The 20,491-nt window shown below is 70.9% G+C and carries 21 protein-coding genes; 9 read left to right on the top strand and 12 right to left on the bottom strand.

The features are described from left to right. Positions 1–161: 161 nt before the first annotated feature. Positions 162–521, top strand: coding sequence for a luciferase family protein (locus ABZX90_RS05480; RefSeq protein ID WP_351133456.1), 360 nt, complete (start codon positions 162–164; stop codon positions 519–521). Positions 522–724: 203 nt separating this feature from the next. Here the strand turns inward: ABZX90_RS05480 and ABZX90_RS05475 are convergent, their stop codons facing one another. Beyond that, positions 725–1,651 (bottom strand): LAETG motif-containing sortase-dependent surface protein, encoded by a 927-nt coding sequence (locus tag ABZX90_RS05475; RefSeq protein ID WP_351125200.1) that lies wholly within the window; start codon positions 1,649–1,651, stop codon positions 725–727. 463 nt (positions 1,652–2,114) lie between these two features. On the opposite strand from ABZX90_RS05475, the gene ABZX90_RS05470 reads away from it, so the two are divergent. Then, on the top strand, positions 2,115–2,807 hold the full coding sequence (locus ABZX90_RS05470; protein WP_355201780.1) for a TetR family transcriptional regulator: 693 nt from the start codon (positions 2,115–2,117) through the stop codon (positions 2,805–2,807). Between the two features lie 176 nt (positions 2,808–2,983). Beyond that, positions 2,984–3,367, top strand: coding sequence for a hypothetical protein (locus ABZX90_RS05465; protein ID WP_351125600.1), 384 nt, complete (start codon positions 2,984–2,986; stop codon positions 3,365–3,367). 184 nt (positions 3,368–3,551) lie between these two features. Here ABZX90_RS05465 and ABZX90_RS05460 read toward each other — a convergent pair whose 3' ends face one another. The 4 genes from ABZX90_RS05460 to ABZX90_RS05445 all read right to left on the bottom strand — a co-directional run bounded on the left by ABZX90_RS05460 (position 3,552) and on the right by ABZX90_RS05445 (position 6,940). After that, positions 3,552–4,358: a pectate lyase gene (locus ABZX90_RS05460; RefSeq protein ID WP_355201656.1), complete on the bottom strand. Its 807-nt coding sequence runs from the start codon at positions 4,356–4,358 to the stop codon at positions 3,552–3,554. Between the two features lie 59 nt (positions 4,359–4,417). Next, the gene (locus tag ABZX90_RS05455) at positions 4,418–5,398 is read right to left on the bottom strand and encodes a polysaccharide lyase family 1 protein (RefSeq protein ID WP_355201654.1); all 981 of its coding nucleotides are present in this window, start codon (positions 5,396–5,398) and stop codon (positions 4,418–4,420) included. A gap of 464 nt (positions 5,399–5,862) precedes the next feature. Continuing rightward, positions 5,863–6,249, bottom strand: a complete 387-nt coding sequence (locus ABZX90_RS05450) for a PPOX class F420-dependent oxidoreductase (RefSeq protein WP_355201652.1) — start codon at positions 6,247–6,249, stop codon at positions 5,863–5,865. A 55-nt stretch (positions 6,250–6,304) separates the two neighbouring features. Then, complete coding sequence (locus ABZX90_RS05445) at positions 6,305–6,940, bottom strand: HAD family acid phosphatase (protein WP_355201650.1); 636 nt, start codon at positions 6,938–6,940, stop codon at positions 6,305–6,307. A 256-nt stretch (positions 6,941–7,196) separates the two neighbouring features. Here ABZX90_RS05445 and ABZX90_RS05440 point away from each other — a divergent pair, with 256 nt between their 5' ends. Further along, a complete protein-coding gene (locus ABZX90_RS05440) occupies positions 7,197–8,549 on the top strand; it encodes an NAD(P)/FAD-dependent oxidoreductase (RefSeq protein WP_351125215.1) in 1,353 nt (450 codons plus the stop codon). A 16-nt stretch (positions 8,550–8,565) separates the two neighbouring features. Here the strand turns inward: ABZX90_RS05440 and ABZX90_RS05435 are convergent, their stop codons facing one another. Next, positions 8,566–9,339, bottom strand: coding sequence for a type 1 glutamine amidotransferase domain-containing protein (locus ABZX90_RS05435; RefSeq protein ID WP_351125218.1), 774 nt, complete (start codon positions 9,337–9,339; stop codon positions 8,566–8,568). A gap of 162 nt (positions 9,340–9,501) precedes the next feature. Here ABZX90_RS05435 and ABZX90_RS05430 point away from each other — a divergent pair, with 162 nt between their 5' ends. Further along, positions 9,502–10,917, top strand: coding sequence for an alpha-lytic protease prodomain-containing protein (locus ABZX90_RS05430; protein WP_351125220.1), 1,416 nt, complete (start codon positions 9,502–9,504; stop codon positions 10,915–10,917). A gap of 121 nt (positions 10,918–11,038) precedes the next feature. On the opposite strand, the gene ABZX90_RS05425 is transcribed toward ABZX90_RS05430, so the two are convergent. Both ABZX90_RS05425 and ABZX90_RS05420 read right to left on the bottom strand, forming a co-directional pair. Continuing rightward, the gene (locus ABZX90_RS05425; RefSeq protein WP_351125223.1) at positions 11,039–11,227 is read right to left on the bottom strand and encodes a hypothetical protein; all 189 of its coding nucleotides are present in this window, start codon (positions 11,225–11,227) and stop codon (positions 11,039–11,041) included. 71 nt (positions 11,228–11,298) lie between these two features. Then, on the bottom strand, positions 11,299–11,994 hold the full coding sequence (locus tag ABZX90_RS05420) for a L,D-transpeptidase (protein ID WP_351125226.1): 696 nt from the start codon (positions 11,992–11,994) through the stop codon (positions 11,299–11,301). 318 nt (positions 11,995–12,312) lie between these two features. Between ABZX90_RS05420 and ABZX90_RS05415 the strand changes: the two genes are divergently transcribed. Further along, complete coding sequence (locus tag ABZX90_RS05415; protein WP_355201647.1) at positions 12,313–13,713, top strand: pyridoxal-dependent decarboxylase; 1,401 nt, start codon at positions 12,313–12,315, stop codon at positions 13,711–13,713. Here the strand turns inward: ABZX90_RS05415 and ABZX90_RS05410 are convergent. Further along, the gene (locus ABZX90_RS05410; RefSeq protein WP_351125232.1) at positions 13,710–14,549 is read right to left on the bottom strand and encodes an SDR family NAD(P)-dependent oxidoreductase; all 840 of its coding nucleotides are present in this window, start codon (positions 14,547–14,549) and stop codon (positions 13,710–13,712) included. The two genes, ABZX90_RS05415 and ABZX90_RS05410, sit on opposite strands and share 4 nt — an antisense overlap. 50 nt (positions 14,550–14,599) lie before the next feature. On the opposite strand from ABZX90_RS05410, the gene ABZX90_RS05405 reads away from it, so the two are divergent. Beyond that, complete coding sequence (locus tag ABZX90_RS05405) at positions 14,600–15,130, top strand: hypothetical protein (protein ID WP_351125235.1); 531 nt, start codon at positions 14,600–14,602, stop codon at positions 15,128–15,130. A gap of 38 nt (positions 15,131–15,168) precedes the next feature. On the opposite strand, the gene ABZX90_RS05400 is transcribed toward ABZX90_RS05405, so the two are convergent. The 3 genes from ABZX90_RS05400 to ABZX90_RS05390 all read right to left on the bottom strand — a co-directional run bounded on the left by ABZX90_RS05400 (position 15,169) and on the right by ABZX90_RS05390 (position 17,987). After that, entirely contained in the window at positions 15,169–16,095 is a 927-nt protein-coding gene (locus ABZX90_RS05400) for an SDR family oxidoreductase (RefSeq protein ID WP_355201645.1), read from the bottom strand. 150 nt (positions 16,096–16,245) lie between these two features. Beyond that, positions 16,246–16,875, bottom strand: coding sequence for an MBL fold metallo-hydrolase (locus tag ABZX90_RS05395; protein ID WP_351125241.1), 630 nt, complete (start codon positions 16,873–16,875; stop codon positions 16,246–16,248). Next, positions 16,875–17,987, bottom strand: a complete 1,113-nt coding sequence (locus ABZX90_RS05390) for an S-(hydroxymethyl)mycothiol dehydrogenase (RefSeq protein ID WP_351125244.1) — start codon at positions 17,985–17,987, stop codon at positions 16,875–16,877. Before ABZX90_RS05390 ends, ABZX90_RS05395 begins: the two co-directional genes overlap by 1 nt. Before the next feature lie 242 nt (positions 17,988–18,229). On the opposite strand from ABZX90_RS05390, the gene ABZX90_RS05385 reads away from it, so the two are divergent. Both ABZX90_RS05385 and ABZX90_RS05380 read left to right on the top strand, forming a co-directional pair. Further along, positions 18,230–19,747 carry an MBL fold metallo-hydrolase gene (locus ABZX90_RS05385; protein WP_355201642.1) on the top strand — a complete coding sequence of 506 codons (1,518 nt, stop codon included), beginning with the start codon at positions 18,230–18,232 and terminating at the stop codon, positions 19,745–19,747. After that, positions 19,744–20,490 carry a sulfite exporter TauE/SafE family protein gene (locus ABZX90_RS05380; protein WP_355201640.1) on the top strand — a complete coding sequence of 249 codons (747 nt, stop codon included), beginning with the start codon at positions 19,744–19,746 and terminating at the stop codon, positions 20,488–20,490. Before ABZX90_RS05385 ends, ABZX90_RS05380 begins: the two co-directional genes overlap by 4 nt. Position 20,491 lies beyond the last annotated feature (1 nt).

The following is a 20,491-nucleotide window of genomic DNA, read 5'->3' as shown; positions in this document are numbered from 1 at the left end:
TGGACCGGGAGGTCCATGGCCACTCTCCGCTGTCTTGGACAGGAAACCCGACACGAAGCGTCGCCAATTTCGAGGCGATATCCGGACATTACCGGGCCGCCGCCGGATTACATCTGTGTCAACTCCTGGTGGCCGAGAGATGAGCTCGTCATGATGGGCGCATGACCTTGGCCTCCCGAGCCATGACGCGACTGGCGAACTGGCCGGACCTCGCGGAGTCCCTGCCGAGTTGCGGCACGGGGCGCGCACTGTGCGCGGCGCAGTGCGAGATCGTCCATTTCCATTCGGACCACGACGTGGACCTGCACCTCACGGACCGGGCCATCCGGCGCTTCGAGGACCACCTCAAGGACTCCACGGCCATCCGCATGGTGCCCGGCTCGCGCTGGGTGACCATCCATCTTGAGGTCGACTCGGACATCGACCTCCTGCTGACCCTGGTGAGTGTCGCCCTTCAGGCCCATCTGAACGGGCACATAGCGGGCGACGACACCTTGTCGGCGGGCTGCAACGACGGCTGACCGCCGAGGTCGAGGACCGTTTGCGGCCGGACGCTCCCGTGCGCTGCCTGCCGGACCCGGGAACCGAGGGCTGCCGCCCGCCGAAGCGCCTCCCGAACCGCCGCCGAGCGCGCCGGCCAAGGCACGGACGAGCCCCGGCACTCGCACAAGGAGCGAGTGCCGGGGCTCGTCACCGGGTCATCGGACGGCGATGACCCGGCGCGTCACGAGCGGGTGCCCGTCGCGCGCCGACGACGCGTGGCGACGGTGATCGCGCCACCGGCCGCGAGGACGGCCACGGCCGCGCCCGCGATCGGCAGGGTGCTGCCGCCGCCGGTCTCGGCGAGGTCGCCGGACGGGGTCGACCCGCCACCGTTCGGCGAGGGGGCGGCCGACGTGGAGGACTCGGGGGCGGACGGGGTCGCGGACGTCTCGGGAGCCGACGGCGTCGCCGGAGTCGCGGGCGCCGACGAGGCCGGGGTGCCGGGCGTCTCGGCGGGCGGCGTCGAGGCCGGCGGGGTCTCGGGGGTGGTCGGCTGAGCGGTGCAGTCCTTCTTGCCGCCGTTCCACGCCATGATGAGCTTGTCCTTGATGACCGCGTGGTCCGGCCCCGCCGGCAGGTCACCGTGCTCGAAGCCGTCCTGGGCGTCGTGCTTGCCGTCGAACTTGACCGCGCCTCGGTACAGGTCGATCTGCGCGAAGCAACCGGCGTCGGGTACCGAGATGTCGAGGGAGTCCGTGGCCCCCGGCTTCACCGAGACGGTGTCGAAGTCGTGGAAGACCTGGACCCCGGAGGTCTTGAAGGTGGCGCCGTGCGCGCGGTACGCGGCCAGCGAGGCCGTGCAGCTGCCGGCGTCGTCCGCGGCCCGGACCTTGATGTGGACCTTGCCGTCCTCGGTCGGCTTCAGGTTCTCGTCGTCGACCTGGACGGAGTCGTAGAAGTGCGTTCCGTCCAGGGAGAACTGACACCGGTCGGCCTCGGTCGCCGTACCCGCCCCCTGCCCGGGGGTGAACCCGCTGCCGGTCTTGTCCCAACCGTCACCGCCGGGCTTGTCGGTCGCCGACGCGGTCGTGGTGACCGCGCAGAGAGCGAACGCCGCCGCGCCCGTCCCCAGCAGGCAGCGAAGGGTGACACGTCTCGCTATGGACATGCGGATCCCATCCTGATGATGCGAGACCCGGTCGACGGCAGCGGGCAGCACACGGCAGCCGGGGGCCGTCCCGGGGATAAGTGGTCGAAGAACACTGGACCCATTGGTCACGTGGGCCACAGCTCGACCACATAGTCGATCACCTCCTACGGGCTGTCAACTTCACTCCCTACGCGGCGACTTCACGAGTGAACACAAATCGGCCACATAAGGAATCCGGTACTCCAGAGCCACCGGGGCACCGGACACGCGACCGGCCGAGCGAACACGGGGGCAGGTTCGGTGACGGTGATTCGGTGAGGGTGATTCGGTGACGGGCGTAGTTCGCAGAAACGTACAAGGCACTCAGTTCCCTGCATGAGCGCACCGAGTGCCATCGTGTCCGTTTCGGTGCTAGTTTCCGACCATGAACGAGGCATCCGGGCGCCGTGAGCCCGCCGACGCGACCACCGTCAAGCCCCCGATGCGGGACGCCCTGGTGGGAGCCGCCTTCCAGCTCTTCCTGGAGCGCGGCTACGAGGAGACCACGGTCGACGACATCGTGGCGCTCGCCGGGGTCGGCCGCCGTTCGTTCTTCCGCTACTTCCCCTCCAAGGAGGACGTGGTCTTCCCCGACCACGAGCGCTGCCTGGCCGACATGACGGCGTTCCTGAGCGAGGAGACCGACACGGACGACCCGGTCCTGCGCGTCTGCGACGCCGCCCGGCTCGTGCTGCGCATGTACGCCGAGAACCCGACGTTCTCCGTCCAGCGCTACCGCCTCACCCGGAAGGTCCCCGGCCTGCGCACGTACGAGCTGTCGGTGGTCTGGCGTTACGAGCGCGCCCTCGCCGAGTATCTGCGCGGGCGCTCCGCCGGCCCGGGAGGGGACACGCTGCGGGCCGATGTCGTCGCTGCGGCGGTGGTCGCCGCGCACAACAACGCCCTGCGCTCCTGGCTGCGTTCGGACGGAAAGGGGGACGCCGCGGAGGCGGTCGACCACGCGCTCGGGTACGTCCACGACACTTTCGGCTCCTCTACCGGCGAACCGACGGACGGGAATCCGGACGGGACGCCGGACGAGACGCCGGAGGACGTGGTGGTCGTCGTCTCGCGGCGCGGAGCGCCGATGTGGCGCGTGGTCCAGGAGATCGAGTCGGCCTTCGGGCGGGACTGAACCCGGACCCATGGCCGCGCGTACCCTCCTTCCAGATTGAGGGTACGGAGTGCCTTTACGGGTGACACTCAGTGCCATAACCTGTGGTCGTGCACGGCGATCCGCGCACATCAGATTCCGGCCGAGCGCAGGGAGATGCCATCGTGTACCACCCAGGAATCGCCCTTCACCCGGGCATCGGCTCCGCGACGGACGTGCTCGACACCGGTTCCGAGGAGCACGCCGGGGACGTCCTGCTCTTCCAGCGGTGCCGCTGGTGCGCCACCGCCATGTACAACCGCCTGCTGTGTCCCGTGTGCGCGGGCAGCGACCTGCGGACGGAGGCGAGCGCGGGCACGGGCGTCGTGCGCCACTCCACGGTGATCCACCGCAACACCCCGGCGGCCCGTAACGTCTCCCTCATCGAGATGTCGGAGGGCTTCACGGTCCGGGGCCGGGTCATGGGCTCGCCCGCCACCATCCACAGCGGAGACCGGGTCCAACTCGCCACCGCCCAGGACCCGGTGCGCCGGCAGCCGGTGTTCCAGCTCGTCGACGGCTCGTACGGCGGCTGGAACTGAGGACCCACGGCGGCCCGCACCGCGAGCCGCCGTCCGCCGTCCGCCGCCAGCCGCCAGCCGCCAGCCGCCAGCCGCCAGCCGCGAGAATGACAGACCTTGGGACAGTGCCCCGGGACGGACAGCCGTGCGCGGCTGAACGAACCGGTGTGCGGGACCGGTCCGTTCAGCCGCGGGGCGACGGACGTCAGCCGTAGGTGATGTCGGACGTCGCGTACTTGCAGTAGGTGCTGTCGGGGCCGCTGCCGTTCGTCGTCGGCTCCGCGCCGGTGTTGTTGCCGATGTACTTCTGGCAGGGGACGATCTTCTTGCTGCTGTCCCCGACGATCTTGATCGACCTGAGGGTCGCGCTGTCGCCGTAGTTGGTGTTGATGCCGACGAGTTTGCTTCCTTTGTAGGTCGCCTCGATGGCGCTGAGGTTGATCGTCCGCTTGTACTGCGTCTTGCAGTTGCCGCAGGACCGGACGAACGTGCCGAAGGTCTGTACGGCGAAGTTCGACACATTCAGCGTTCCGGCGCCGTTGAACTGGAACACCTTGTCGCTCGCAGCCTTCGCGCCCCCGCCGCTGACGGTGTAGACGTTGGACGACGAGGAGCCGAGGAACGTCGCCGCGTCCTCGCCGACATCCTCCCACCAGACGTTCTGGAGCGTGCAACTGCCCAGGCAGTGAATGCCGTCGGCGGCGGGCGCCCCGATGATGACGTTCTTCAGGACGGTGCCCGCGGCCAGCTCCAGGATCGGCCCCTGGTCCTCGTCCTGGCTGTCCGAGCCCAGGTCACCGGTGCCGTAGAGACGCTTCATCCCGTAGTCCTTGGTGCCGGAGACCGAGATGGTGGAGGAGACGGCCTGACTGCCGGTCGCCGTGGGCCAGGTGGCGGCGCTCGCCGGCGTCAGGGCGCCGTCGGCCATCACCATGGCGGCCGAGAGGCCGAGCGCGGCGAGGGCGCCGGTGAGGGCGCGCCGCCGGGCGCGCGGGCGTGCTGGTGAGGTCATGTCCCAAGCCTTCTTCCAGGTGGGGGTGGTGGAGTGGGGATGCTCGAAGGTGGGGGCGGTCAGAGCTTTCCGGAGCCCGCACCGGAGGTCACCGAGGCGACGACGGTCGAGGCGGACTCGGCGGTGTAGCTGTAGGACGGCTTCGTGAACGTGCCCACCTGCGAGATCTCGGTGGTTGCTCCGCCGAGGTCGTTGCCGGTGAGGTTGGCGTAGCCGTCCACATCGCTGTCGCGGCTCGTGGTGACGGCGACCGCCGTGCTCCGGAAGACGTTGTTCTCGACGAGCATCTGGGCGCCCATGCGGGAGTGCACGGCGGTGTCGGCGCCGACGACGTAGTTGTCGTAGAAGTGCCCGGTGCCGAAACGCAGGCTGGGGATGCGGGAGTTGACGTTGTTGAACCAGTTGTGGTGGTACGTCACCCGCAAGTGCCCGGTGTCCTCACTGCTGTTGCTGTCACTGTGGCCGACGAGCGAACCCTTGTAGTGGTCCTTGAAGGTGTTCCAGGAGACGGTGACGTAGTCGGAACCGTGGGTGATGTCGAGCAGGCCGTCGTAGTAGTCCTTGTCGTGGTCACGGTCCGACGAGAAGGCGTTGTGGTCGATCCACACCTTCGTCGAGGCCTGGACGGTGATGCCGTCGGCGGGTGCGACCGGCTTGCTGATGTTGAGGTTGCGGACGACGACGTTGGTGACCTTCTTCAGGCGCAGTCCGCCGCCGGTGAACCCGGACGCCGAACCGACGCCCAGCACCGTGGTGTTGGAGCCGATGTCGACCTGGCCGCTCAGCGAGATCAGGCCGTTGACCTTGACGACCTTGGCCGAGTTCCCGGTGACCGCGATCCTGAAGGCGTCGAGCGTCGTGACGGTGACGGCGGTCGAGCTGCCGCCGCCGGTGGTCCCGGCACCGAAGCCGACCGGCGAGGTCTCGGCGGCTCCGGCCGACTGCGGCAGGACGAGCGCCATGGTGACGGCCAGGGCGGCGGCCCCGGTCGTCGCCAGGGCAAGGCGTGAGGAGCTCTTCCGTGGGGGGCGAGTACGCATGCGGGTGTGTCCCTTCGGAGTCGACCGGGTCATGTACGCGAATGATGAACTTGCATCTGAACGGCGTGAAGTGTGCGGCATTGCGCGTACAGACTGAACGCGGTCTGGATGACGGCGACTTGCCCAGGTGGTGCGGCTCGGAGATCTGATGTCTCGTATACGAGATGTCACACGCGGGTCACGCTGTTGAACGGGAACGTATGGGGTAAGCGCTTTCTAGTCAACGCTTCCCGCAGAACACATCCGGCCAACTCACGTACCACCCACGTACCACCCGGGCACCCACTCGATCCGGCAACGACCGGGCGCCGTACGACCCGGCCCGTTCTACGCCCGGGAACGCGGAAAACGGCCGTACGGGGGTCCCGGTTGTGCGGAACCCCCGTACGGCCGTCGTATGACCGCCGGACTCATGGCGTCACGGCTCATGGCCTCACGGCTCATGGCCTCACGACGTCACGGCGTCACGAAGACACGGTGATGCGAATGCCGACCGTGCCGCTCTCGCCACGGCGCAGGCGGCTGCCGAACAGGGTGAGACGGCCCATCAGCCCGTACTTGCGGGCGATGAGCTTCCGGTAGCGGGCGGTCTCCGCCGCGTCGAGGATCTCGGCCGTGGCGGCCATCTGCTCCCCCGTCGGCCTGCCGCGCACGTCGCACGGGCCGACCAGGACGTCGGCCCGGTTGCGGATGCGCTTCACCTTCCAGCTGTCCGCGACGGTCCAGGCGCCGAGCGCCGCACCGTCCGGCACCACCCACACCGGCGTGGCCACCCCCGTACCGTTCTTGCGATAGCTGGTGATCAGCAGGTACTTGCCCGATCCCAGCGCGTCCAGCGAGGCCTCGTCCATGGCGGAAGTGTAAGCGGACCGGTCCGCGAGACCCGCGGCGGCCGAGCCGTCCGGGTCAGGACAGCTGGCCGTTGTAGTCCGGCAGCTTGAAGGTGCGCTCGGCGTGGCCGCCGACCAGGTCGGTGGTGTTGTTGCCGACGTTGGCGATGATCGTGTAGCCGAGGGACTCGATCTGCGCGCGCTTGCCGGTCTTGTACGCGCTGACCTCGTCGAAGAGGTCCGGCAGGTCACGCACGTAGAGGCCGTCGACCGGGTAGCCGACGCACTTCAGGTTCCACTTGGTCTCACTGGCGATGATGCCCGGCCGCGCGGTCACGAAGAAGACGGCGACACCGCGGGAGTGCGCGTAGCGGGCGAGCGCCAGCGAGGCCTTGACCGCCGGGGTGGGCAGCTCGTACCAGGGGTGGAAGTCGGTCTCCAGCGTCGTGTTGTCGATGTCGAAGACGAGCGCGAGCTTCTGACCGCCGGCGGCGGCGGTGCGCTGCTCGACGTACGGCGTCGCCTGGTCGATGACGGCCTGGACGTCATGCTGCCAGGTGCCGTAGTCGACGCCGGCCGTCGCGGTCGTGCTCGCGACCGCCTGGGCCGGGGCCGCGGCGGCGGACCCGGCCGCCGTGACCGTCCCTCCGATCCCCAGCGCCACAACCGCCGACACCACCCCTATTCGGCGCACCACACCGCGTCCCGTCATGCCTGTCCCCTTTTCACGTCTGCTGTGTACATCTGCTGATGGAGTCCGCGAACATCGCGACGGCGACAGTGTCTTGGGACCGTCGCCGCGGCAGACATGATCCTGGCGGCGCGTGTACGGAGGGGGAAGAAGTAGTTACTGATCGGTAGAGATCGTGGTTCGCGCGACACGGGGTGCCCGCGGTGCGGTGGCAGCCCCAGGCGTCCCGTGTGAGCCTGGGGCTTGCGGCTGGCACCAGTGGAGAGAGGCTGCTCGGATGCAAGGACCGAACATCGTCGTCGTCGGCGCGGGTTTCGCCGGAGTCGAGGCCGCCCGGAGCCTCGAACGGACGCTCACCCCCGGCGAGGCCCGGATCACCCTGATCAGCCCCACCGACTATCAGTTGTATCTGCCGCTGCTGCCGCACGTCGCCGCCGGTGTCGTCACTCCCCAGTCCGTGGCACCCTCGCTGCGCCGGATCCTGCGCCGCACCGCACTGGTGCCGGGCGGGGTGATCGGTGTCGATCCCGGGGCCAAGGTCTGCGTCGTCCGCAAGATCACCGGGGATCTCGTCGACCTGGGCTACGACTACCTGCTCCTCACTCCGGGGAGCGTGACCCGCACCTTCGACATCCCCGGCCTCGCGGAAGAGGCGCGCGGCATGAAGACGCTCGCCCAGGCCGTGTATCTGCGCGACCACGTGATCGCCCAACTCGACCTGGCGGCGGCCACGTCGGACGACGCCGAGAAGGCGGCGCGGCTTCAGTTCGTGGTGGTCGGCGGCGGATACGCGGGCACCGAGACGGCGGCCTGTCTGCAACGTCTGACCACCGCGGCGGCGGAGCGTTACCACCCCCGCATCGACCCCGGGCTCATCAAGTGGCATCTGGTCGACGTCGCCCCGAAACTGCTGCCCGAACTGGGCGACAAGCTGGGCGCGAGCGCGCTGCGGCTGCTGAGCGATCGCGGGGTGCGGATCTCGCTGGGCACGTCCGTCGCCTCCGTCACCAAGGACGAGGTCACCCTCACCGACGGTCGGGTGCTGCCCTCCCGGACGCTGGTGTGGACCGCCGGGGTCGCGGCGAGCCCGCTGGTCGACTCGCTGGGCGCGGAGACCGTGCGCGGGCGGATCGTCACCGAACCCGACTTCAGGGTGCCGGGGCTCGACGGGGTGTTCGCGCTGGGCGACGCGGCGGCGGTGCCCGACCTCGCCAAGGGCGACGGCTCGCCGTGCCCGCCGACCGCCCAGCACGCGGCCCGGCAGGGCCGGCACGCCGCCAAGGTCCTGGTGGCGAAGCTGCGCGGGGAGCCCTCCTATCCGTACCGGCACCGGGACCTCGGCCTGGTCGTCGACCTCGGCGGCCACGACGCCGTGTCCAAGCCGCTGGGGATCGGTCTCAAGGGCGCGCCCGCGCAGGTCGTGGCCCGCGCATACCACCTGTACGCGCTGCGCACGGGCGCGGCCCGGTTCCGTACGAGTGCCAACTGGCTGCTCAACGCCGTCGCGGGCGACGACTTCGTCCGCACCGGCTTCCTCGCGGACCGGAAGGGAACCCTGCGGGACTTCGAGCGTACGGACGTGTATCTGACGCCGGACGAGATGACCGCCCGGACCCGCTCCCGCGCGTAGGCCGGGCCCGGCGGGATCAGGTCGCGCCGCCCCGCCGGTCGGGTGTGCTCCGGAGCAGGGCCAGGTAGCGGCGGCCGAACAGGTAGGCGTCTCCAGGCCACCGGGCGGAGAGGTAGTGGCCGTCCTGGACGACGAAGGCGTGGGTGTCGTCGCCGGCGGTGCCGCGCCGGGTGAGCGTGCGCGGGCCGCGTTCGAACCGGCCGCCCGGTTCGGTGAGGGCCGCCCTGACCTCGTCCTCGACGTAAGCGGGATAGGTGCGGTAGTAGCGGCCGAGGCGCCAGGCGGTGGTGAAGTACGCCGTACGTTCCATGTACTTGGGCAGACAGGTCGTCCGGCGGTCGGCCAGGACGCTGCGGCCGGTGGCCGGGTCCTGGGCGCGGGCCAGGACGAGGACGCCGTGACAGATCGCGCCGACGGGTCGGCGCAGGGCCCAGAACCGGGCGATCTGCCCCTGCAGCGGCGCTGAGCCGAGGTACTGCCGCATGCCCGGCGCGTGTCCGCCCGGGAGCAGCAGTCCGTCGAAGTCCTCGACGTCCACGTCGGCCCAGGAGACGGTGGCCCGGAAGCCGGCCGACTCGGTCAATTCCTCGTAGAAACGGCGGGGTTCCCGCTCCGCGCCGAGCTGTCCGAACAGTACGCCCGTCAGCAGCCGCGGATCCGCCCGCGGCCGGGTGCCCGCGCCCTCCGTCGCGAAGACGACGTCGTGGCCCGCCTGCGTCAACATCCGCCAGGGTACGGCGACTTCGGTGACGTCGAAGTCGTGGTCGGGGAGCGGAATCAGCACACGCATGCACTCATCATGGCAGCCGGCTCCCGGGGCGATCCGGCCGCCTCGACGGGACCTCGGGGCGGCGGTGAACGCAGGGGCGTGGGCGCACGTATGAGGGGAGGGCCCTCGACCGGGGTCCTCGGCGGCGGTGACGCCGCTCCGTTCGGCTTCGGGAGCCCATGCATGAGGCACGCACGACGACGGATCGTCCGACGGGGGGCGCGCCTCGCGGCCGTCGGCGGGCTGCTCTGCGGGGGGCTGATGGTGACGCACGCGATGGCGAGCGAGCCGTCCGACGCGTCGCGTGCCACGGGAAGTTCGGCGCAGGCAGCCGCGGACACGGGTGCCGGGCTGGTGTCCCGGCTGGGCGCTTCGCGGACCGCCGGAAGCTGGATAGCCGACGACGGGCGTCCCGTCGTCGCGGTCACCGACGCGGGCGCGGCGGCCGAGGTGAAGCGGGCGGGCGCTCGCCCGAAGGTCGTGTCGCACAGCTTGGACGACCTCAAGTCCGTCACGCAGACGCTCAGTTCGGCGCCCCGGGTGCCGGGCACGGCCTGGGCGGTGGACTACACGAAGAACGAGGTGGTGGTGCAGGCCGACAGCACGGTCTCCGCCACCGACTGGTCCCGTATGACGAAACTGGCCGACGGCATCGGTGACTCGGTGCGGATGAGCCGGACCCAGGGTGCCTTCACCACGCGGGTGAACGGCGCACAGGCGATCTTCTCGACCGGCGGGCGCTGCTCCACGGGCTTCAATGTGACCAGCGCGCAGGGCGAGTTCATCCTGACGGCCGGGCACTGCGGTCCCGCCGGGTCGGTGTGGTTCTCCGACAACTCGGGCCGGCAGCAGGTGGGCCGCACGGTCACCACGGCGTTCCCCGGCAGCGACTTCTCCCTCATCCAGTACGACGCCGGACAGCAGCAGACGGCGGCCGGGAGCAACATCGTCGCCATCGGCGGCGGCAACGGCGTACGGATCAACGGCGCCGCCGATCCGACCGTGGGCCAGCGGGTCTTCCGCAGCGGCAGCACCAGCGGGCTGCACGACGGCAAGGTGACCGCGCTCAACGCGACGGTCAACTACCCGGAGGGCACGGTCACCGGACTCGTCGAGACCACGGTGTGCGCCGAACCGGGCGACAGTGGTGGCCCGTTGTTCTCCGAGGGCATCGCGCTGGGGGTGACCTCTGGCGGGAACGGGGACTGCAAGATCGGCGGTACGACGTTCTTCCAGCCGGTCACCAAGGCTCTGACGGCGCTGGGAGTGACGCTCGCGGGTCAGCCACAGGGTTCTGCCGGCGCTGCGGGCCAGGCGTCGTCGGTCGCACCCTCGGCACCGGCTTCGGCGACGGCCTCCCAGGGTGCGGGAGCGGCGGGCTCGCCGGGCTCCGCGGCACCGGGCGCGGTGGAGGCGGTGGGCAGTACGGGGGCCGGGACCGCCGAGACGTTCGTCTCCGGGCTCACGAACCCGCAGAACGTCGGCCCCGGCCTGCTCGTCATCGGGGGAAGCATCATCGCGCTGGTGGCGACCCGCTTCATCCGCACTGAGCAGGACCGCAAGGCCTATCGGCGGCAGTATTCGCAGAGTTGGGGCTGAGCGGATCGGAGTCCGGACCCGGCGGCCGGAGTTGGAGCCGAGCCGCCGGGGATCGGTGCGAGGTCCGAGGTCCGAGGCGCTGGCTCCCCTCGAAGGGGAGCCCCGGCCGGTACGCGGAAGGTCAGGCGGCCCGAGCCGAAGAGGGCGGGGCGGCTTCCGCCCACTCCAGCACGAGTCGCTGGTACTCCCGCCGCTCTTCCATGCTCAGCGTCCCGCCCGCCCGGAACCAGAGGGCCCGGATCTCCTCGTTGACCTCGGCGGCGGACCGCTGAGTGTCGGTATCAGGAGTGGTGGACATGGCGTGAAGCATACGGTCCTTGACGTGAAGACGATGTGAGTAAAGCCGCACCGGCCGACATAACGGACCGTGAAGCTCGTCACTCACGTGCCGGGCTTGCGGCCGTACACGAAGACGTCGTCGCCGTTCTTCAGCAGTGACCAGTACTTCTTGGCCGTGGTCGACGTCATGTTGACGCAGCCGTGCGAGCCGGGCGGGTTCCACATGCTGACACCCACCGAGTGGAAGGCCTGACCGCCGTCGAAGAACTGGCTGTACGGCATGGACACGTTGTAGATGCTCGATACGTGATCGATGTCACGCCAGTAGATCTTCTTCAGGCCGGTGCGGGTCTCGTAGCCGTCCCTGCCCGTGCGGACCGGGACCGGTCCGTAGACCAGCCGGCTGCCGTCCTGGATCCAGCTGAGCTGGAGCGTCAGGTTGACGCAGGCGATACGGCCCTTGTTCACCGGGCAGTTGCCGGCCCTGTTGGGGTTGGTCCCCACGGCCTTCTGCTTGTTCATGAGATCCATCACGCCCCAGGTGACGGGTCCCGCGTAGCCGATGTTCGGGGTGATGCCGTGCTTGGTCTGGAAGGCCTGGATCGCCTTGCAGTCGGCGGTGGACTGACGGCCGTCGACCGGTCGCCCGAGGAACTTCTCCACCTGCTTCTGGTTCGGGCCGGTCGCCGTCGTACAGCTCGCCGCCTGCGCGGGCGTCGAGCCCAGGGCGAGGGTGAGCGGTGCGACGAGTCCGGTGAGCCCGAGCGCGACGACGCCTCGTCTGTGCATGTCCCCCATGGCGGGCCTTCCTGTCGTATCCATCGTTGTCTGCCTGTCCAGACCGTCCTTGAGGGTATTGCGTTGTACGGCCGATCCGGCTGGGACCAAACAGTGACATTCCTCGCTGCGCCGATACGCCGCCGTCCGACAGCACGCCCGGCGCCCGGGGGCCGGGGCCGGCCACAGCGTCGGGCCCATCGCCCGGACGAGCATGTCCGGTGTATCCGGGTGAGCACGTCCGGCGTGTCCGGGTGCGAGGCGATACCTCTCGGCATCAGTCCAGTTTCCCGTGATTGGACCGGGGATCTGACGGGCCTCCCCTCCTACGCTGTCGTCATGCACCCCACCCTCGCCGACGACCTCGAACGCCTCCCCGAACTCCTCCAGGCCGCCCGGGACTTCGCCGTCCAGGAGGTGAGCGGCCTCGACCGCCGCCCGGTCGCGCGGCTCGGCAAGGCGCCCGGCCCCGCGCCGCTCCCGGCGAAGGGCGTGGGTGCCGAGGGCGCCCTGACCCGCTTCGCCGGGCGCTGGGCACCGGGGTTCTCCGGCTCCGCCGGCCCGCGCTACCTCGGCTTCGTCACCGGCGGCGCGACGCCCGCCTCGCTTACCGGGGACTGGCTGACCGGCGCCTACGACCAGAACGTGTCCGGCAGCGGCGGCTCCTTCGCGGCCGACCTGGAGCACGAAACGCTGGGCTGGCTGCGCGAGTTGTTCGGACTGGGCGAGGAGCACCGCGGGGCGTTCGTGAGCGGGGCGACGGCCTCCAACACGGTCGGGCTCGCCATCGCCCGGGAGTGGCTCGGCGAGCGCCTGGGCGTGTCGGTCGCGCACGAGGGGGCCGGTGCGCTCGGCCCGGTGCACGTGCTGTCGGGCAGCCCGCACTCCAGCGTCGCCAAGGCCCTGTCCGTGCTCGGCCTGGGCCGGGACAGCCTGCGTCCGGTGCCGGTGCTGCCGGGCAACCGCGAGGCCGTGGACGTGGAGCGCCTCGACGCCGCGCTCACGGCGCTCGACGGGCGCCCGGCCGTCGTCGTGGCGAACGCCGGGACCGTGAACACCGTCGACTTCGACGATCTACGGGCCATCGCCGCGCTCAGGGAGCGCCATGACTTCTGGCTGCACGTCGACGCCGCGTTCGGCGGCTTCGCCGCGCTGTCACCCACGTACGCCTCGCTGGTGGCGGGCCTGGACGCCGCCGACTCAGTCTGCGTCGACCTGCACAAGTGGCTCAACGTCCCCTACGACGCGGCCGTCCAGTTCACCCGCCGCCAGGACCTCCAGGTCCGGGTCTTCCACAACGCCTCGCCCTATCTCGGACTGCCCACCGGCGACCCGGACTTCCTGCACCTGACGCCGGAGAACTCACGCCGACTGCGCGCGCTCCCAGCCTGGTTCTCGCTGGCGGCGTACGGTCGTGAGGGGCATCGCGAGATCGTCGAGCGGAACGTCGCGCTCGCCCGGCGTCTGGGCGAACGGATCGCCCGTGTTCCCGGACTGCGCCTCCTCGCGCCCGTCCGGCTCAACGTCGTGTGCTTCACCCTCGCCGACGACCCGACCGAGGAGCGTGTCCACGCGCTGGCCGGTGCCGTCGCCGCCTCGGGCGAGGCCTTCGTGACACCGACGTTCTACGACGGGACGCACGGGCTGCGCGCCGCGTTCAGCAACTGGCGTACGACCGAGGAGGACACGGACCGGGTGTTCGACGCCATCGAGCGTCACCGCGCGGAGCCGCGCGGCTAGACGCCCGCCGTCCCGTTGCCGCCGCCACCGTCACCATCCCCATCGCCACCGTGCAGCCTGACCGCCTCCCTGAACCCGGTGTTCACGCCTGTCAGGCCGCCGTCGACGCACAGGGTCGTGCCGGTGATCCAGGCCGCGTCGCGGGAGGCGAGAAAGGCGACGGCGGCCGCGATGTCCTCCGGTTCACCGACCCGGCCCAGCGGATACAGCCCGGCCGCGATGGCGAGATCGTCCTCGCGGCCTTCCCAGGCCGTGGTGCGAACGGTCCCCGGCGCCACCAGGTTGACGCGCACGCCGCGGGCGGCGGCGTGGCCGGCCAGGGTGCGGGTGAGCGACATCAGTCCCGCCTTGGCCGCGCTGTAGGCGTGGTTGCCGAAGTCCTGGATGCCGTTGACGGAGCCGATGGTGACGATGGCACCGCGGCCGGAGGCCACCAGATGCGGGAGCGCGGCGCGGGCGCAGCGGTAGGCGCCGGTCAGGGTGATGTCCAGGTCACGGGTCCACACCTCGTCGCTCTCGTCCTCGAAGAGCGGGGCGTCGGGGCTGCACCGGTAGGCGTTGTTGACCAGGACGTCGAGCGAGCCGAAGGCGTCCACGGCGTACGCCACGGCGGCCTCGACCTGCGTCCGCTCCCCCACGTCGCAGGTGAACGCCTCAGCCTTCGCGCCGAGTTCACGCAGCGCGGCGGCCGTCTTCTCGGCCTCCGCCAGGTCCACGTCGGTGACGAGGACCTGAGCGCCCTCCGCGGCGAGGCGGCGGGCGGTCGCCGCGCCGATGCCACGAGCGGCACCCGTGATCAGAACCCCGTATCCCTCGAAGCGCCTCATCGCAGTCATGGCAGCGACGGTACTGCCATGATCGTCGCGACGACAGATACCGTGCGCCCATGTCCGCCTTCATACAACAACTCCCGGCGCTGATCGGCGTGGTCATCGGGGCCCTCGGTTCGTATCTGGCGATCGTGCGGGGCGACCGGGCCCGCTTCGGCCGTGAGCAGACGGCGCGGTGGGAGGAACGGCGACTCACGGTGTACGCCGACTACGCGCGGTGTCTGAAGAAGACGATCACGCTGACATACCGGGTCGCCGCTCATCTCGGCAACGACCCGCACCCGCATCCGCTGTCGCCGGAGGAGGCGGCTCCGCTACTGGCGGCGGCGCTCGACGCACGGGATCCGGCCTGGGAGGCGCTGCTCATGCTGGGCACGCCGGAGGTGGTGGAGAAGGCCCGGGAGTGGGCCCTCATGGCGATACGGATGGAGAACTTCCCGAACGAGCAGGTGCGCAGCCAGGACGCCTGGCAGGACCTGCTCGAACAGCAGCGCGCCACGCGAGAGGCGTACTACACGGCCGTCCGCGACGACCTGGCTCTGCCTCCGGGCCACTCGGCACGCTGGCAGCCGTACGTATCCCCTTGATCCGGTCTCCGGGCAGATCCCTCAGCGGTGCCGATCCCTCAGCGGTACCCCGTCGCGTCCGCCGGCTTCCCCTTGTCCTGGACCTCGACCATGTAGCGCCAGCAGTCCGGACGGCTGCCGTCGCGGTCGGTGAAGCCGTAGACCTGGGCGACCTGCCCGCTGGAGAGGGACTGCCCGTTCCAGCGCGCGACGTCCGGGTCGGCGGCCAGCGCGGCGACCGCGCGTCCCACGTAGTAGGGCGTCTCGGAGATACCGAAGTGCGGGACGCGTTCCTCGGCGTCGTGCCAGTTCTCCTCGGTCACGCCGAATGCTTCGAGCATCATCTCCGAGCGCAGCCAGCCGGGGGTGAGGGCCACGGCGGTGGCGCCGCGCGGGCCCAGTTCGTGTCCGAGGGCGAACGCCATGCGCAGCACGGCCGACTTGGCGATGTCGTAGAAGAACGAGACGCGGTAGGTGTCCCGGTTGTACTCCGCCGTGCCGTCGGTCATCTCGACGACCAGGCCGCCGGGGTTGCGCAGCAGCAGGGGCAGCGCGTGGTGGCTGGTGATGGCGTGGGTCTCGACGGCGAGCCTGAGCATCCGCAGGCCGTTGTCGAGGTCGTGATCCCAGACGGTGGCGTCCCACTCGAAGAGCTTCTCGGCGCCCCAGATGTCGTTGACCAGGACGTCCAGGCGGCCCTGCTCGTCCGCGATCCGGGCGACGAGCGCCGCCACCTCGGCCGGGACGAGGTGGTCCGTGGGGACCGCGATGCCCCGCCCGCCGGCCGCGGTGACGAGGTCCGCGGTGTCCTCGATGGTCTCCGGACGGTCGTACTCCGAGCGCCGTTCACGGGTGCTGCGCCCGGTCACGTAGACGGTGGCGCCTGCCGCGCCCAGTTCCACGGCGATTCCGCGGCCCGCGCCCCGCGTCGCGCCCGCCACCAGGGCGACCTTGTCCCGCAGCGTGCCTTCCAACGGCCCTGACATGTCCGACCTCCGTGCGCGTAGCGTCCACGGGCTGCTCCCACCCGTGTGTCCCTACGAGCGTCTCCCGGAAGCCGGACATCTTCTGTCAGGTATCTCCGAGCCGTTACCCCCGTGTCGCGGTAGACCTTGGCACCGGAGGGCAGGGCGGTGTCAGTGGCCGCGTGCGATCCATTCCTCCAGGTGCGGAGCCTCGGCGCCGATCGTGGTCGTCTCGCCGTGTCCCGTACGGACGACCGTGTCGGCCGGCAGGGCCAGCAGCCGGTCGCGGATCGACTCGATGATCGTCGGGAAATGGGAGTAGGACCGGCCGGTCGCCCCCGGGCCGCCCTGGAACAGGGTGTCGCCGGAGAAGAGGGTGCCGAGGCCCGGGTCGTAGAGGCAGACAGCGCCCGGGGCGTGGCCCGGGGTGTGCAGGACGGTCAGGTCCGTGCCCGCCGCCTCGATCACCTGGCCGTCCTGGAGCCAGGCGTCGGGCAGGCGGTCCGGGTGGGTGAACTTCCACAGCGGCAGGTCGTCGGGGTGGAGCCAGATGGTGGCGCCGGTGCGGTCCGCCAGGGCGGGAGCGGCGTCGATGTGATCGTTGTGAGCGTGTGTGCACACGATCGCCCGCAGTCGCCGGTCACCCACCGCCTCGGCGATGGCGTCGGCGTCGTGGGCGGCGTCGATCACGATGGCCTCGTGATCGTTTCCCACGATCCACACGTTGTTGTCGACGTCCCAGGTGCCGCCGTCGAGTGAGAACGTGCCCGAGGTGACGAGGTGTTCGATGCGCGCGCTCATCACAGCATCACCACCGAGCGCAGCACGTCGCCGTGGTGCATCCGCTCGAAGGCCGGTTCCACGTCGTCCAGGGTGATCGTCTCGCTCACGAACGCGCCCAGGTCGAGTCGTCCCTGAAGGTGCAGGTCGATCAGCATCGGGAAGTCGCGGGAGGGCAGACAGTCGCCGTACCAGGACGACTTGAGAGCGCCGCCGCGTCCGAAGACGTCGATCAGCGGGAGTTCGAGCTTCATGTCCGGGGTGGGCACGCCGACGAGGACGACCGTGCCGGCGAGGTCGCGGGCGTAGAAGGCCTGCTGGTACGTCTCCGGGCGGCCCACGGCCTCGATGACGACGTCGGCCCCGAAGCCGCCGGTGAGTTCGCGGATCGCCTCGACGGGGTCTGTCTCACGGGAGTTGACGGTGTGCGTCGCGCCGAGTTTCTCGGCGGTCGTGAGCTTGCGGGCGTCGATGTCCACGGCGATGATCTTCGCCGCGCCCGCGAGCCGGGAGCCGGCGATCGCCGCGTCGCCGACGCCGCCGCAGCCGATCACAGCGACCGTGTCGCCCCGGCCGACGTTGCCCGTGTTGATGGCGGCCCCGATGCCGGCCATCACACCGCAGCCGAGCAGTCCGGCGACCGCCGGGGAGACCGCCGGGTCGACCTTGGTGCACTGTCCGGCCGCGACCAGCGTCTTCTCGGCGAAGGCTCCGATGCCGAGGGCCGGGGACAGCTCGGTGCCTCCCCCAGACTTCGTCCGGGAGGTGCCCCCAGTCAGCGTCATCTTCTGCTTCGCGTTGTGGGTGTCGAAGCAGTACCAGGGGCGTCCGCGCAGACACGCACGGCACTGCCCGCACACCGCGCGCCAGTTGAGGATGACGAAGTCGCCGGGCGCCACGTCCGTGACTCCGGCGCCCACCGACTCCACGATTCCGGCCGCCTCGTGGCCGAGCAGGAACGGGAAGTCGTCGTTGATGCCGCCCTGCTTGTAGTGCAGGTCCGTGTGGCAGACCCCGCAGGCCTGGATCTTCACCACGGCCTCGCCCGGCCCCGGATCGGGCACGACGATGGTCTCGACGCGCACCGGCTCGTTCTTGCCCGGTGCGATCACGCCCCGTACTTCCTGCGCCATGTGAGTGAGCCCTTCCCTAGGTCGACGTTCCGTCAACCGACCCTACGGTGTGACCGGCCGGTAGAAGGCCAGGTGGCCCGCGGCGGCCCCGGTCCCGGTACGGCGAACGGCCACCCGCGCATCGACACCACTTCTCAGATACCCCCGGGGGTACCTCTGCTACGGTGGGGATATACCCCTGGGGGTAATTTCCCGTAGAGCCGCGAAGCCTGTCGGGCTTCACGGAGGAGAGGAGTGCTGCCGTGTTCTTCGTCGACACCATCGAGGTTGCGGGCCTGGGCAACCGGAGCTATCTGGCGGGCGGCCCGCGCGCCGCCGTGGCGGTCGATCCGCCCAGGGACATCGAGCGGGTGATCGCGACGGCGGCCCGGCGGGGCGTGCGGATCGCGTATGTCGTCGAGACGCACCTCCACAACGACTACGTGAGCGGCGGCCTGGAACTGGCCCGGCTCACCGGGGCCGCCTACCTGGTCCCGGCCGACGCCCGGGTCGCGTTCGAGCGGGTACCGGTGGACGACGGGGACACGGTGGAGGTGGACGCCGGACTGACACTGCGCGCGCTGGCCACCCCCGGGCACACCCCGCACCACACCTCGTACGTCCTGCAGGAGAGCGGACGCGCGGTCGCGGCGTTCACCGGCGGCTCCCTGCTCATCGGCACGGTCGGCCGGCCGGATCTCGTGGAGCCGCGGCTGACCGGGGACCTGGCCCGCGCGCAGCACGCGTCGGCACACCGGCTCGCCGCGGAGCTGCCCGACGACACCGCCGTCCTGCCCACCCACGGCTTCGGCAGCTTCTGTTCCGCGAGCAACGCGGAAGGCGACGCGATGACGACGATCGGGCATGAGCGCGACAGCAACGAAGCCCTGGTCAAGGACGTCGACTCATTCGTCGCGGACCTCCTCGCCGGGCTCGGCGACGTACCCGCGTACTACGCGCACATGGGCCCCGCCAACGCCGCGGGCCCGGCCTCCGTCGATCTCACCCCGCCCGCTCTCGCGGACCCCACGGAGATCGCCGAGCGGCTCGCGGCCGGCGAGTGGGTCGTGGACCTGCGCAGCCGGCTCGCGTTCGCGGCGGGGCATGTCGCCGGGGCGGTCAACTTCGAGGCGGACGGTCAGCTCGCCGTCTATCTGGCCTGGCTGCTGCCCTGGGGCAAGCCGGTCACCCTGCTCGCCGAGTCTCCGGAGCAACTCGCCCACGCACAGCGAGAGTTGGTGAACGTCGGCGTGGACCGGCCGGCCGCGGCCGCGATCGGCTCACCGCGCGACTGGGTACGCGAAGGGGAAGCGCCGCGTACCTTCCGTCGCGCCGGATTCGCCGAACTCGCCGAGGCGTACGTCGTCCCCGGACGGGTCGTGATCCTGGACGTCCGGCGCGACTCCGAGCGTGCGGGGGGCCACATCGCGGGTTCGGTGCACATACCCGTCCACCAGGTGCGCGGCCGGCTCGGGGAGATACCCGCCGGAACCGTCTGGGTGCACTGCGCCGGAGGCATGCGGGCCGCCGTCGCCGCCTCGCTGCTCGACGCGGCCGACCGGGAGGTCGTGGCCGTCGACGACGCCTTCGCCGCCGCGGTCACGTCCGGCCTGCCCATGGCGCGGATCACGTCGGCCGGGACCCGAGAGCTCAGGGGCCCCGGAGCCGGTGCGGCCCCGCTGGACGTGCGCGGACCGGACGACCGGGCCGGAGCCCCCGCCGCCGGCGGCCCGGCCACGCCCGTCGCGGCCGGCTGTGAGCTCGACGGCCCCGCGGCGTGAGCGTTCTGATCCTCGCCCTCGTCGCCGGAGCCGTGACCGGGCTCGCGCTCGGGGCGCTCGGCGGTGGCGGCAGTGTGCTGGCCGTGCCCGCCCTGATCTATCTGCTGGGCTTCACGCCCGCGGCGGCCACCTCCGCGAGTCTGGTCGTCGTCACCGTCACCTCGGCGACCGCGCTGTCGGCGCACGCCCGGGAGGGCACCGTCCGCTGGCGCGCCGGCGCGCTGTTCGCGGCGGCGGGGCTGATCCCGGCGGCGCTGGGCGGAGCCGTCTCAGGACTGTTGCCGCCCGCCGTCCTGACCGGCGCGTTCTCGCTGATCGCGGGCATCGCGGCGTTCCGTATGCTCCGGCCCTCGGCCGGTGGGCCGGATGGTGTGCCCGCGCGGCCCGGCCGGATCACCGGGGCGGGCGCGGGCCTCGGCGCGGTGACCGGGGTGCTGGGCGTGGGCGGCGGCTTTCTCGCCGTACCGGCTCTGGTGAACATCGTCGGTCTGCGGATGCGGGCCGCCGTGGGCACCAGTCTGCTGGTGATCACGGTGAATTCGCTCGCCGCGCTGCTCGCCCGCGCCGGGACGGCACAGAGCCTCGACTGGGCGGTCGTGGCGCCGTTCGCCGGGGCGGCCGTCCTCGGCGCGTGGGACGGGAAACGGCTGGCGGCCCGGGTGTCCGGCGGCGTGCTTCAGCGGATCTTCGCCTGCGCCCTGCTGGGCGTGGCCGCGCTGATGCTCCTGGACGTCGTGCTGTGAG

The sequence above is a fragment of the Streptomyces sp. NPDC002935 genome, assembly GCF_040611295.1.
Classification (GTDB): Bacteria; Actinomycetota; Actinomycetes; order Streptomycetales; family Streptomycetaceae; genus Streptomyces.
This window is presented reverse-complemented; position numbering and strand designations above follow the sequence as displayed.

Coding starts and splice junctions, on each gene's coding strand:
- ABZX90_RS05410 (WP_351125232.1), bottom strand. CDS start 14,549: ATGACTGCGATGAGGCGCTTCGAGGGATACGGGGTTCTGATCACGGGT.
- ABZX90_RS05440 (WP_351125215.1), top strand. CDS start 7,197: ATGCAAGGACCGAACATCGTCGTCGTCGGCGCGGGTTTCGCCGGAGTC.
- ABZX90_RS05405 (WP_351125235.1), top strand. CDS start 14,600: ATGTCCGCCTTCATACAACAACTCCCGGCGCTGATCGGCGTGGTCATC.
- ABZX90_RS05415 (WP_355201647.1), top strand. CDS start 12,313: ATGCACCCCACCCTCGCCGACGACCTCGAACGCCTCCCCGAACTCCTC.
- ABZX90_RS05395 (WP_351125241.1), bottom strand. CDS start 16,875: ATGAGCGCGCGCATCGAACACCTCGTCACCTCGGGCACGTTCTCACTC.
- ABZX90_RS05420 (WP_351125226.1), bottom strand. CDS start 11,994: ATGGGGGACATGCACAGACGAGGCGTCGTCGCGCTCGGGCTCACCGGA.
- ABZX90_RS05470 (WP_355201780.1), top strand. CDS start 2,115: ATGCGGGACGCCCTGGTGGGAGCCGCCTTCCAGCTCTTCCTGGAGCGC.
- ABZX90_RS05435 (WP_351125218.1), bottom strand. CDS start 9,339: ATGCGTGTGCTGATTCCGCTCCCCGACCACGACTTCGACGTCACCGAA.
- ABZX90_RS05450 (WP_355201652.1), bottom strand. CDS start 6,249: ATGGACGAGGCCTCGCTGGACGCGCTGGGATCGGGCAAGTACCTGCTG.
- ABZX90_RS05390 (WP_351125244.1), bottom strand. CDS start 17,987: ATGGCGCAGGAAGTACGGGGCGTGATCGCACCGGGCAAGAACGAGCCG.
- ABZX90_RS05425 (WP_351125223.1), bottom strand. CDS start 11,227: ATGCTTCACGCCATGTCCACCACTCCTGATACCGACACTCAGCGGTCC.
- ABZX90_RS05480 (WP_351133456.1), top strand. CDS start 162: ATGACCTTGGCCTCCCGAGCCATGACGCGACTGGCGAACTGGCCGGAC.
- ABZX90_RS05430 (WP_351125220.1), top strand. CDS start 9,502: ATGAGGCACGCACGACGACGGATCGTCCGACGGGGGGCGCGCCTCGCG.
- ABZX90_RS05475 (WP_351125200.1), bottom strand. CDS start 1,651: ATGTCCATAGCGAGACGTGTCACCCTTCGCTGCCTGCTGGGGACGGGC.
- ABZX90_RS05445 (WP_355201650.1), bottom strand. CDS start 6,940: ATGACGGGACGCGGTGTGGTGCGCCGAATAGGGGTGGTGTCGGCGGTT.
- ABZX90_RS05400 (WP_355201645.1), bottom strand. CDS start 16,095: ATGTCAGGGCCGTTGGAAGGCACGCTGCGGGACAAGGTCGCCCTGGTG.
- ABZX90_RS05455 (WP_355201654.1), bottom strand. CDS start 5,398: ATGCGTACTCGCCCCCCACGGAAGAGCTCCTCACGCCTTGCCCTGGCG.
- ABZX90_RS05460 (WP_355201656.1), bottom strand. CDS start 4,358: ATGACCTCACCAGCACGCCCGCGCGCCCGGCGGCGCGCCCTCACCGGC.